General features: G+C 73.1%; 6 protein-coding genes. 4 read left to right on the top strand and 2 right to left on the bottom strand.

All coding sequences use genetic code 11. The features are described 5' to 3' along the window. The 4 genes from ACWCPF_RS27935 to ACWCPF_RS27920 form a co-directional block, all read left to right on the top strand. A partial coding sequence (locus ACWCPF_RS27935; RefSeq protein ID WP_451047862.1) for a beta-ketoacyl synthase N-terminal-like domain-containing protein occupies nucleotides 1-3,755 on the top strand: 3,755 nt, incomplete at its 5' end. 8 nt (nucleotides 3,756-3,763) lie between these two features. Beyond that, nucleotides 3,764-7,102 (top strand): ACP S-malonyltransferase, encoded by a 3,339-nt coding sequence (gene fabD, locus ACWCPF_RS27930; RefSeq protein ID WP_451047861.1) that lies wholly within the window; start codon nucleotides 3,764-3,766, stop codon nucleotides 7,100-7,102. A 28-nt stretch (nucleotides 7,103-7,130) separates the two neighbouring features. Next, the gene (locus ACWCPF_RS27925; protein WP_451047860.1) at nucleotides 7,131-8,354 is read left to right on the top strand and encodes a cytochrome P450; all 1,224 of its coding nucleotides are present in this window, start codon (nucleotides 7,131-7,133) and stop codon (nucleotides 8,352-8,354) included. Between the two features lie 205 nt (nucleotides 8,355-8,559). Then, nucleotides 8,560-9,789: a glycoside hydrolase family 88 protein gene (locus ACWCPF_RS27920; RefSeq protein ID WP_451047859.1), complete on the top strand. Its 1,230-nt coding sequence runs from the start codon at nucleotides 8,560-8,562 to the stop codon at nucleotides 9,787-9,789. Nucleotides 9,790-9,824: 35 nt separating this feature from the next. Here the strand turns inward: ACWCPF_RS27920 and ACWCPF_RS27915 are convergent, their stop codons facing one another. Together ACWCPF_RS27915 and ACWCPF_RS27910 are read right to left on the bottom strand one after the other, a co-directional pair. Beyond that, complete coding sequence (locus tag ACWCPF_RS27915; protein ID WP_451047858.1) at nucleotides 9,825-11,102, bottom strand: alginate lyase family protein; 1,278 nt, start codon at nucleotides 11,100-11,102, stop codon at nucleotides 9,825-9,827. Continuing rightward, the gene (locus ACWCPF_RS27910) at nucleotides 11,099-12,820 is read right to left on the bottom strand and encodes a glycosyl hydrolase family 28-related protein (RefSeq protein ID WP_451047857.1); all 1,722 of its coding nucleotides are present in this window, start codon (nucleotides 12,818-12,820) and stop codon (nucleotides 11,099-11,101) included. The genes ACWCPF_RS27915 and ACWCPF_RS27910 overlap by 4 nt, the downstream gene beginning before the upstream one ends. Nucleotides 12,821-12,865: the final 45 nt, after the last annotated feature.

Raw genomic sequence — 12,865 nt, 5'->3', positions numbered from 1 at the left:
TGCTGGCCCGCGAGGGCTACCGCGTCGCCGACGTCCTGGACCGCCTCAACCAGCTCCTCCTCGACGACGCGACCGAGGCCGCCGACGCGGCCGCCGCGCGGTTGCGCGCCGAGGCGGCCGAGGGGGCCGGGGCCGCGCCGCAGGACGTCGCCTGGACCCTGCAGTCGGGACGCGAGGCCATGGCGCACCGGCTCGCGGTCCGCTTCGACGACCTCGCTCAACTGATTGCGAGACTCCACGAGTTCGCCGCAGGAGGCACCCCGGCCGACAGCTGGACCGGCGTGGTCGATCTGCGCAGGCAGGCCGACGGCGACGTACCGCTGTCGCCCGAACCGGCGGCCTACGCGGCCGCCTGGACGGCGGGCCTGCGGGTCGACTGGGCCGCCCTGCACCAGGGGGCGCGACCCGGCCGGGTGGCGCTGCCCGGGTACCCGTTCGGCGGCGAGCGGGTCTGGCTGGCGGCCGCCGACGCCGAACTGGCCGCGCTCGCCGCCGCACCCGCACAGGCCGCCGCCCGCACCGGCGGACCCGCCGTCGACGGGGTGCTGTTGACCAGGGACTGGGTGCCCGCCGAGACCACGGCCCGCCTGGGCCTGCCGGGCCGCACCGCCGTCCTGGCCGCACCCGGCGCCGAGGCGCTGGCCGCCCGGCTGGCCGCCGCGCTTCCGGCCGCCGACGTGCTCACCGCCGCCGACCTGGCCGCCGATCTCGCCTCCGCCGACACCCGCTGGGACCGGTTCGACGCGGTGGTCGACCTGGCGGGCTGTGCCGACTCCGGGACGCCGTCCACGCCCGTGGACCGGTCGGCACTGTTCACCTGGCTGCGCTGGCTGCAGCAGGTGGTCGACCGGGGCAGCCGCGACCTGCGCGCGCTGCTGGTCTCCCGGACCGGGCCGGCCGTTTCGGCGGGCGCGGCCCGGGTGGGGCTGTACCGGATGCTCCAGAGCGAGTACCGCCATGTGCGCTCCCGTCACGCGGACCTGGGATCGGGCACGGACGAGCAGCTGTGCGGATGGGTGCGCGACGAACTCGCCGTCGACACGGAGTCGTCCGAGGTCGCCTACCGCGACGGCGTCCGGCACCGGGCGCGGCTGCGCGAACTGCCGTCCGGCGCCAGGCGGGTGCCGCCCTTCCCGGACGGCCATGTGCTGTGGGTGACCGGCGGCACGCGCGGGATCGGACTGCTGACCGCCCAGCACTTCGTCGCGCGGCACGGGGTGCGCAGACTGGTGCTCACCGGACGGGTGCCGCTGCCGCCGCGGGCCGAGTGGGACGCGCACATCGCGGCGGACACCGAACTCGGACGCAAGCTGCGCCCGCTGGCCGCACTCGTCGCCCAGGGCGTGGAGCTGGAGACGCCGGCCGTCCACCTGGAGGACCGGACAGCCCTCGCCGAGGCGCTGGCCGGCATCCGGTCGCGGCTCGGCCCGGTGGGCGGGCTGGTGCACAGCGCCGGTGTCGTCGACGTCGACGATCCCGCCTTCGTCCGCAAGTCGCCGGGCGGCATGGCCCGGGTGATCGGTCCGAAGGTCTTCGGCCTGGACGTGCTGACGCGGTGCTTCCGCGACGAGCCGCTGAGCTTCTTCGCGCTGTACTCGTCGGTCGCGGCGGCGGCTCCCGCACTCGCGGTCGGGCAGAGCGACTACGCGCTGGCCAACGCCTACCTGGACGCGGTCGCCGAGGCGCGTCCGTACGGGCTGCCCCTGGTCAGCGTGCAGTGGCCGAGCTGGCGGGACACCGGCATGGGGGAGGCCGTCGGCGCCGCCTACCGGGCGTCCGGGCTGGCCGCGCTCTCGGACGAGCAGGGCCTCGCCCTGCTGGATCGCGCACTGGCGAGCGGCGCGCGAGTGGTCCTGCCCGCCGTGCCGCGGCAGGACGCCGACTGGCGGCCCGAGCGGCTGACCGAGCGCCGCCTGGAGACCGCTGCCGAGCGGACCCCGCCTCAGCCCGCCGCACCCTCGCCGACGCCGACGCCGACGCCGCCGGTGAGCAGCGCCGACGCGTCGGCCGCCCCGGGCGGGTCCGTGGCTCTCCAGGGCGCGACGGAGGCCGTCGTCGCATGGCTGCTCGACCGGCTCGCGCTGGAACTGCGCTTCGACCGGGCCAAGCTGACCGGCGACGTACCGGTCCAGGACTACGGCATCGACTCGATCCTCGTCACCCAGCTCGTGCGCACCCTCGCCAAGCAGCTCGACGTGTCCCTCGACCCCTCGGCGCTCCTGGAGCACCCGACCGCCGACGAATTCGCGGCGTATCTCGCCGAGGAACACCCCGCGGAACTCGTCGCCGTGTTCGGCGGCCCGCCCACGACACCCCGCGAAACCGGGGCCACTGAAGCCGCCGAAGCCGCCCGAACGGCCCCGGTCGCCGCACCGCTGGCCGCGGCGGAACGCGAACGCGCCGACGACGCCATCGCGGTCGTCGGCCTGTCCTGCCGGTTCCCCGACTCCGGATCCGCCGACGCGTACTGGGAGCTGCTGCGCCAGGGCCGTACGGCGCTGCGTCCGCTGCCCGAGCCGCGCTTCGGCCCGGGAGCCGGCCACCACGCCGGACTGCTGCCGGACGTGCTGCGCTTCGACCCGGAGGCGTTCCTGCTGTCGGAGGCGGACGTCGCCGCCATGGACCCGCAGGGTCTGCTGCTGCTGGAGGAGGTCGACCGGGCCGTGCACCACGCCGGTTACCGGCCCGCCGAACTGAAGGGGCGCCCGATCGGGGTGTACGTCGGCGGCCGGACCACGAGCCCGCCGGACGACACGCTGGTGGAGCGCGCGAAGAACCCGGTGATGGTCACCGGCCAGAACTACCTGGCCGCCAACGTCTGCCAGTTCTTCGACTTCCGCGGCCCCGGCGTCGTGGTCGACACCGCCTGCTCCTCCGCCCTGGTGGCCATGGACATGGCCGCGCAGGCCCTGCGCACCGGCCGCGTCGAGGCCGCGGTGGTCGCCGGCGTGAGCCTGCTCGCCGACGACCGGGCCCACCGGATCTTCGCCCGGCGCGGACTGCTCAACCCCGGCCCCGAGTTCCATCTGTTCGACCGCCGGGCCGCCGGGCTCGTCCTCGGCGAGGGCGTCGGCGTCGTCGTCCTCAAGTCCCTGGCGAAGGCCCGGACGGACGGGGACCGGGTGCTCGCCGTCATCGAGGGGATCGCGATCAACAACGACGGCCGGACCGCCGGCCCGGCCACGCCGAACCTTCAGGCGCAGAAGGCGGTGATGACCGAGGCGCTGGCGCGCAGCGGCCACCGCCCCGAGGACGTCGGCTGGGTGGAGGCCAACGGCTCCGGATCCACCGTCACCGACCTCCTCGAACTCAAGGCCGTGCAGGCCGTGTACGGCGCGGGTTCGGCACGGCCCGTGGCCCTCGGCTCGGTCAAGCCGAACATCGGCCATCCGCTGGCCGCCGAGGGCATCGCCGCGTTCATCAAGGTCGTCCTCATGCTGCACCACAAGGAGCAGGTGCCGTTCGGCTCCGGCCAGCAGCCACTGCCCCACTTCGACCTCACCGCCTCGCCCCTGCACTTTCCGCGGGAACCCCGGCCCTGGCCGGACACGGCCCCGCTCGCCGCGCTCAACTGCTTCGCCGACGGCGGCACCAACGCACACGTCCTGCTCGCCGCGGCGCCCGAAGCCGCCCACGGCAGCAGGGAACCTCTGCCGCAGCCCGTCCTGAACCGGAGGATCGTCATCAGAGGGACCGCTGAACCCCTTGCACCCGAGCCCGCGACCAAGGGCATGTTCTGGGACGGCTACCGATGAACGCACCCGTGAACGCACCGACGCAGGCACCGACCGACACACCGAAGCAGGCGCCGACCGACGCACCGACCGACGCACCGACGCAGGCACCGGCCAACGACGGTCTGCCCATCGTGTTCCTGTTCTCCGGCCAGGGCTCCCAGTACTACGGGATGGGCAAGGAGCTCTACGACGCCGACGAACGGTTCCGCACCGCGCTGAACCGCTACGACGCCATGGCCGCCGAGGAGCTGGGGGAGTCGGTGCTCGCGCGGATCTTCGACCCCGCGAAGCCGAGGAACCACCCGCTCATCGACACCCGGATCACCCACCCGGGCATCGTCATGATCGAGCTCGCGCTGACGGAGACTCTGCGAGCGGACGGCATCGAGCCGGACCACGTCCTCGGCAGCAGTCTCGGCGAGTACGCCGCGGCCGTCGTCGCCGGCAGCCTCGACCCCTCCGACTGTCTGCGGCTGCTGGTGCGGCAGGCCGACGCGCTCCGCGCGAGCCCGCCCGGCGGCATGACCGCCGTGCTCGCCGAAACCGAGGTGCTGCACCGCGTGCCCGAACTACGGGCCTGCGAGATCGCCGCACGCAACTATCCGGGCTGCTTCGTGGTCGCCGGCCCCGAAGCGGACCTGGCCCGCGCGGAGGCAGGCATGCGCGCCGCCGACGTGCCGTATCTGCGGGTCCCCGTCGAGTACGGCTTCCACTCCCGCCTGATGGACCAGGTACTCGACGCCTGCCGGGAGGCCTTCGACTCGGTGACGTTCGCGCCGCCCCGCCTCCCCTGGATCTCCTGTGTGGACGGCGAGCCGGTGACCGCGCCGAGCGCGGACCACTTCTGGCGGGTCGCACGCCGGCCGATCGAGTTCGAGCGCGCCATGGCCGGGCTGCGGCAGCGGGGCGACTTCCGCTACCTCGACCTCGGCCCCTCGGGAAGCCTGCACGGCTTCGTACGCCAACTCCTTCCACCGGGGACGCGCGCGGAATCGCTGCCGCTGCTCAGCCAGTTCGCCAAGGACACAGACCTGCTCGACCGGGTCCGTACGCGCGCGGCCCGGCCGCCGAAGACGCCACGGAAGGCCGACGGCAGCATGTCTGCGCCCCGCGCCGCCAAGGTCTACGGCTTCCCGGGGCAGGGCTCGCAACGGCGAGGAATGGGCAAGGAGCTGTTCGAGCGGTTTCCCGCGGAGACGGCGATCGCGGACGACGTGCTCGGCTACTCGATCGAGGAGCTGTGCGTCAGGGACCCCGAACGCCGCCTCGGCCGCACCGAGTTCACCCAGCCCGCCCTCTACGTGGTGAGCGCGCTGTCCTACCTGGACCGCGCGGCCCGCGATCCCGAGCCCCCGGACTGCCTGATCGGACACAGCCTCGGCGAGTACGTGGCGCTGTTCGCGGCCGGGGTCTTCGACTTCGCCACCGGGCTGCGGCTCGTGCGGCGACGCGGCGAACTGATGGCCGGAGCCGACGCCGGCGCCATGGCGGCAGTGGTCGGGATCGACGAGGAGACCGTCGTCCGCATGCTCGCCGACCCCGCCCGGCACGCCCTGGACCTGGCCAACCACAACGCCCCGGACCAGTTCGTCGTCTCCGGCCCCGGCGAGGCGGTCGACGCGGCGTGCGTCGCCTTCGAAGCGGCCGGCGCCCGCACGGTCCGCCTGCACGTCAACGCGCCGCTGCACTCCCGCTACCTGCGCGGTGTCGCCGAGGAGTTCGGCCGCTTCCTCGACGGCTTCACGCTGCGCCCGCCGACGGTGCCCGTGCTGGCCAACGTCGACGCCCTGCCGTACACCCCCGACACCCTCAAGGAACGCCTCACGGCACAGATCGCGTCCCCCGTCCGCTGGACCGAGACCGTGCGCACCCTGATGCGGCACGGGGACTTCGAGTTCGTCGAACTCGGCCCCGGCCAGGTGCTGACCAAACTCGACAAACGCATCAGGACCTCCGCCGCCCCGCTCCCAGCCGCCCCGCTCCCGGACTCCGAGCCGACGGCGACCGTCGCCCCGCCGCTCCCCGAGACCGCGGTCCGCCCCGCCGCGCCGGCCGCGCACCCGCGCGCCGCCGCCGACCTCGCCGCCGCCGACCTGACCGCCGACGACCTCGGCGCCCGGACCTTCCGTGAGCGGTACGGTCTGCGCCGCGCCTATGCCGTCGGGGCGATGTACGGCGGTGTCTCCGGCCCGGAGCTGGTGCGGGCGTCGGCCAAGGCGGGGCTCCTCGGCGTGCTCGGGACCGGCGGCCTCACCCTGACCGAGGTGGAGCGACAGCTGCGCGAAGTCGACCCCTCGGACGCCGTCGCGGTCAACTTCCTCCACCGGCACGGCGCACCGGAGCAGGAAGCCGCTTTCGTCGACCTGCTGCTGCGACACGGGGTGACGCTCGTGGAGGCGTCCGGCTTTCCGCTCATCACCGAGGCGCTGGTGCGTTTCCGGCTCAAGGGCGGCCGCATCCTGGCGAAGGCGTCCAGGACCGACGTGGCCGCCGCGTTCCTCGCCCCGCCCCCCGAACGGCTCGTCGCCCGGCTGCTCGCCGCAGGTCTGGTGACCTCCGCGGAGGCCGAAGCGGCGCGGGACCGCCCGATGGCCGACGACCTGTGCGTGGAGGCGGACGGCGGCTGGGTGTACGGCGCCGCGGACCTGCTGACCCTGCTCCCGGCGGTGCTCCGGCTGCGGGACCGGGCCGACCTGCCGGGCCCCCGGGTGCACATCGGCTGCGCCGGCGGCATCGGCACCCCGGAGGCGGCCGCCGCGGCCTTCGTCCTCGGCGCCGACTTCGTGCTCACCGGATCGGTCAACCAGTGCTCGGTCGAGGCCGCCACCAGCGACCAGGTCAAGGACCTGCTCCAGCAGACCCGCACGCACGACGTCGACACCGCACCGCTGGGCGACCTCTTCGAACTCGGCGTGCCGTCCCGCTATCTGAAGCGCGGCCTGCTCTTCCCGGCCCGCGCGAACCGCCTCTACGACCTGTGGCGCCGACACGCCTCGTACGCCGAACTCGACGACGACACCAGGACGCAGATCCTGGACCGCTACCTGGGCGGCGCGTATCGCCCGCCCGCCGCCCCGACGCCCGGCGCGGACCCCGGCGCGGAGCTGGCCGCCGTGTTCCGGGGCTACTTCGAACGGGGTCACCGCCTCGCCGTGACCGGCGACCCGCAGGCCGAGGTCGACCGTCTCGTCCACTGCGGACCCGCCATGGGCGCCTTCAACCAGGCGGTCTCCGGCACGGCCCTGCACCCGTGGCGGGCGCGCACGGTCGAGGCGATCTCCGACTTCCTCATGGAGGGCGCGGCGGCGCACCTCACCGCCCGGCTGCACGGTCCCGCGCAGCCCGAACCGAGTCGGAACCAGTGACGACGCACACAGAAGGAGGCCGCGAACGGTGAGCACCGTGCCACAGGACAACCCCCTGATCTTCTATCCGTTCACGCCGGAGTTCATGGAGGACCCCTACCCGCACTACGCGGAGCTGCGCCGGTACGCGCCGGTGCACGAGCACCCGGGCGGCTTCTGGATGCTCTCGCGCTATGACGACGTGTCCGCGCTGCTGCGCTCGGGGCTCTCCGTCGAGCAGCGCCATGTCGCCCCGGGCCCGTTTCGCGACGCGTACGCGAAGGCGGGCGTCACGGACGAGCCGCGGCTGAAGGGGCTCGCCCTGCTGGACCGGGACCCGCCGGACCACACCCGGCTGCGCAAGCTGGTCACCCAGGCCTTCACGGCACGCGCGGTCAACGCCCTCGAACCGATGATCCGCACGCTCGTGGACGAGGCCCTCGACGGCGTCGCCGAGGACGGGGGCGGCGATCTCGTCGAGTCGCTCGCGTTCCCCCTGCCGTTCACCGTGATCTCGCGGATGCTCGGGATGCCGCCGATCGACACTCCGCACATGCGGCTGCTCACCAGCCTGCTGATGCGTTCCGTCGAACTGACCCCCGACCGCGAGGTGATGAGGGTGATCGAGGCCGCCGACGCGGAGATCTTCGCGCTGGTCGGCGACGCCGTCTCCCGCAAGCGGCGCGAACCCGCCGACGACCTGCTCACCGCGCTCATCGCCGCCGAGGACGACGGGGACAAGCTCACCCACGACGAGTTGGTGGCCCAGGTCACCATGCTCTACGTCGCCGGCTACGAGACGAGCGTCAATCTGATCTCGGGCGGCGCTCTCGCGCTGCTCCGCAACCCCGACCAGATGGAGCTGCTGCGCGCCGATCCGGAGCTTGCGGCGAACGCGGTCGAGGAGACGCTGCGCTACGACCCGCCGGTGCACACCAGCAGGCGGGTGACGCTGGAGCCGTACCACGTCGGCGGCCACGACATCCCCGCCGGGTCGTTCATCCTCGCCAACCTGGCCGGGGCCAACCGCGACGAGGCGTTCTGGGGGCCCGACGCGGAGGAGCTGAGGATCGACCGGGAGAACGCCCGCCGGCATCTCTCCTTCGGCGGCGGCATGCACCACTGTCTGGGCGCGACGCTCGGCCGTCTCGAAGGCAGGGTCGCGCTCGGCGAGCTGGTCCGACGCTTCCCCGGGCTCGCGCTGGACGGCAAGGTCGAGTGGAACGGTCTGCTCAGCCTGCGCGGTGCGGCACGGCTGCCGGTGCGGGTGTGAGCGGGGGGTGAGTGAGCGGGGTGCGAGCGGGGTCTGAGCGGTTCTGAGCAGGGGGCGATCTGAGGGCGAGCGGAGGGCGATCCAAGGGCGAGCGGGCCGTCGCGTTCACGGTGATGAACATGGCTCACATGGGTGTACATCCCTGACTCCCCTGTGTAACGCTCGGTCAACTCCTTTCTCCCACTGCTCAGTTGGAGGCGTAGGCATGAGTGTTTCCCGACGTGCTGTGCTGGCCACCGCGGCCGGCGCCGCAGCAGTCGTAGGCGGCTCCGCGACACCGGCGGTGGGTGCGGCCGACGACCGGATTCCCGCCCCCACCCTGCGCACGCTCCGCGCGGCGGCGGACTACGCCGTCGAGAAGGTCGCCGCCGTCGCGCCCGGCGTGAGCGCGTTCCCGGTCGGCACGAAGTTCGAGAAGTGGGTGTACTCGCAGAACGGCGACTGGGTCGGCGGGTTCTGGCCGGGCACGCTGTGGATGGCATGGCTGCACACCGAGGACGAGGCGTTTCGCACCTGGGCCCTGGCGTCGGCCGAGAAACTGGCCCCTCGTCAGCACGACACCGGCACCCACGACCTCGGGTTCCTCTTCTACCCGTCCTGGGTCACCGCCTGGCGGCTGACCGGCGGCGACGTATGGCGGGCGGGCGCGGTCCGGGCCGCCGACTCCCTGATCCAGCGGTACAACCCGCGCGGACGCTTCATCCGCGCGTGGGGCGCACTGACCGACCAGCGCAACGCGGGCCGGGTCATCATCGACACGATGATGAATCTCGACCTGCTCGCGTTCGCGAGCCGGCAGACCGGCGACGCGAAGTACCTGGACATCGCCGTGGAGCACACGAGGACCGCACAGCGCGTGTTCCCGCGCTCGGACGGATCGACCCCGCACGTCTTCGACTTCGACCCCGACACCGGCGCGCCCCTCGGCCCGAACACCGTGCAGGGCTACAGCCCGACGTCGTGCTGGTCGCGCGGACAGGCCTGGGGGGTGTACGGATTCACGACGATGTACCGGCGGACCGGGAACGCGGAGTTCCTGGCCACCGCCCGCAGCCTCGCGGACTACGCGGTGCGATCCCTGACTCCGGACCATGTTCCGGTGTGGGACTACCGCGCGCCGCAACAGCCCCACGACATCAAGGACGCGTCGGCCGGCGCGATCACGGCCTGCGGTCTGCTCGACCTGGCCGCGGCCACCGGCCGACGCTCGTATCGCGAGGTCGCGCTGCGACTGCTCACCGCGCTGGCGGAGACCTGCCTGACGACGAACTCCGCCCGCGCGGACGCGGTCGTGGCCCGCTGCACCCGCAACCGGCCGAACGAGGACGGGATCGAGATCTCCCTTCCCTATGCCGACTACTACCTGCTGGAGGGCATCCTGCGCGTGCTCCGGCCGCAGGCCGTCGACCGGGCGATCGACCTGTCCACGGTCTGACTGTCCACCGTCTGACGGCCGCCGCGGGGAGGCGGTCAGCCCGCGATGGAGTCCAGCTGTTCCGCCGCCGGACGCAGCGCCCACAGGTCGCCGCCCGGCGGCGCCTCCAGCAGTGGAACGGCCCTTCGCGCCCGCACGTCCCCGGCATCGGCGGCGGCGTGGACGACGTCGGTCGCCGCGTACCTGCGGAATTCGAGCTCCTGGTGCGGCCAGGCAACCGACGCCGTCGCGGCGGGCAACAGATAGTCGACCGCCTTGAACAGGCTCTGCCCGTCCGGGCCCCGGTACGCCCACAGATTCACGCCGACGTGCCGGCCGATGGCCGCGAGCCGGGTGTAGGCCACCAGGTCGAAGGTGGAGTAGTGCCAACTCCTGGTCCGGGTCAGCTCCTGCGGCTGGCTGCCGTCGGCCGCGATCTGCGGCGCGATGCGCAGGGCCCGGGCGTCCAGGACCGTGCGCCGGGCCAGCTCCCGGTCGCCGGTCGCATAGGCGAGGCCGGCGAGCTGCAGGTCGTAGAAGGTGCCGTGGTTGTTGGTCGCGGCGGCCTCCTGCTTGCCGAAGTCGCTGTTCCTCAGCCAGCCGAGGAAGTCGGAGTTCCACTTCTTCATGCCGGTGCGGTCGGCCCCGGTCCAGCCCGGGGCGCCGGTGTCGAGCAGGGCGAGCGCGTCGAGGACGCTGGTGAAGGACTGCGAGAAGTCGATGATGCCGATGGCGCGACCGTCGTACTTGCAGGGGATGAACTGCGCGTGGTCCAGGTTCGGGTTCATCCGCGTGGCCGGATCGAGGAACCAGGTGCGCAGGACCTGGCCGGCCTTCTCTGCGTACCGCTTCTTGCCGGTGTAGTACCAGGCCAGGGACAGGTCGTACGCGGAGTCGAAGGTCTTCTCGACGTCCTGCCGGTCGGTGCCGGAGTCCACCTCGGGATTGCGCTCGCCGTCGCGCTGCACATACGGACAACCCCAGGGATTGTCGGCGGTCGGGGGCTTGGATGGCCACCAGTAGGGCGCCTGGCTGAGGTAGTCGTGGACGTCGCCGCCGGGCGCGGGCCTCGGCTTGTCGACGACCGTCCAGGGGCCCTGCTCCAGCCATCGGTCGGCGCGGGCCGTCAACGCCCCGACGGCCCGGCGCAGTCGAGGGTCGCCGCGATCGAGGCGGAGCTTGGTCTGCTGCATCCGCGCGCCGTCCAGTACGGCGGTGTGCGGGACCCTCGGCGCAGTGTGCGCCGGCACCTGCGCCGCGGCGGTGGGGACGGCGCCGGCGGCGAACGCGGCCAGCGCCACCAGCAGGACGCCGAAGCGTGATCGTGCGCTCATCCCTCCACTCCGTTCAGATAGGTGAACCCGCCCGGTCCGTCGTCCCTCGCCGTCCGCTCCAGTTCGCGCTGCGCCGCGTACAGGTTCCGCGGCCGTACCGCCCGCGGGCTGCCGTACAGCTCCAGGCGCGTGTGCAGTTCACCGGTGAAGTCGGGGACGTCGATCTGGTCGAACTCCCTGACCTCGTCGATGCCGACGGTGGCGGAGTACGGCGCCAGGCCGTCGATCCTGACCAGGCCCGCCCGCGCGTTGGTGACCCGGATGTTCCAGTGCGTGAAGCGCGCGCCGAAGAGGGGACCGGCGGTCGCGTCACCGCCGTGGCGGCCGTTGTTGTTCACGGTGATGTCCGTGCGGACGTTGGCGAACGGCAGTCCGCGATGGCTGTCGAAGGTGCCCATCCGCATGTCGCCGCGGGACCAGACGTTGTACGAGGACAGGCCCTCGACATTGATGCCGTGCAGTTGGGTGTTCGCGGGCGCGGGGCCGGTGCGCTCCTCGATCGTGAAGTCCTCGATGAGGTTGTCGTGCGAGCCCTCGCGGCAGAAGTAGGGGTGGTGGGAGCCGCGGCCGGTGACACGTGTCCGCCGCAGGGTGCACGCGGAGGCGGACACCAGGCCGAAGCCGTTGTCGACGTGACGGACCGTCACGTCGTCCACCCAGCAGTCGTACGCGCACTGGAGGACGACCCCGTTGTGGCCCTTGTCCAGCAGATGCGGCGCCTGCGGGGCCTCCACCGCCTCCAGCGTCAGCCCCTCCACTCCCGAGCCCGTCAACTCCTGCACATGCGTGGTGAGTTGTGGATTCCACTCCGGGCGCAGGTCGAGCGGGAGCGGGCGTTCGAGAGTGACCTTCCGGCCGTGGATCCGGGCGATGCGGACGGGCCATTCGTAGGGCACGTACGACGTCAGCTTCGTCTTGTCGTCCCAGGCGTAGGCCTCCGGTCCCGGGCCGCCGCCGCACATGTGCTCCAGGAGCGTGTGGTCCGCGTCGTCGGACAGGCGCAGGAGGACCAGGGCGCCCGGGCGCAGCGACGACGTGTCCGTCACGGTGACGGTCCAGGCGCCGCGGCGCGCCGGGGCGACGGCGGTGAGCGGACGCCACTCGTCGCGCCGGTTGCCCGTCCAGCCCTCGAAGGGCCAGTCCTTCGCCCTGATCGCGGCGGTGAGGGAGGTCCAGCGGGCCTTGGGGGCCAGCCAGATCAGGCCGCCGGCCCACGACCAGCCCGACTTGTCGCCGCCGTAGCGGGAGCCGTACGCGCCGATCAGCTCGGTGAGGTTCTTCGTCGCGTACAGGGTGGTGCGGCCGCTGCCGGCGCCCTTGAGGACCACGTTCGAGCGGTCGACGCGGATCACGTCGTCGATCCGGAACGTGCCGGGCGGGATGGTGACCGTGCCACCGCCGGCCCTGGCGGCAGCGGCGATGGCACGGTTGATCGCGGGGGCGGAGTCCGTCGTGCCGTCCGCCACGGCGCCGAAGTCGCGTACGTCGGCGACGGCCGGGCGGCGCGGGAGGCGGACCGCCCCGCCGCGGCAGCCGGCCCGGCCGACGTACGGGATCTGCGGGTGGGTGAAGGGGGTGCGCCTGAACTCCCGCCAGAGCGCCGGGGTGCAGGCCGCCGCGTCGGCCGACGCGGCATTCGACTCGACCGCCGTGGCGGTACCGGCGCCGGCCGCCACGGCGATGGCGCTCCCCAGCAAGCCCCGCCTGGTCATGCCCATGACATTTTGACCGCCCATGGCAGCCCTCTGCGCGTCTCTCATGCC

Source organism: Streptomyces sp. NPDC001858, assembly GCF_053594615.1.
The sequence above is the reverse complement of the archived record's forward strand: the minus strand, read 5'-3'. Positions and strand labels throughout refer to the sequence as shown.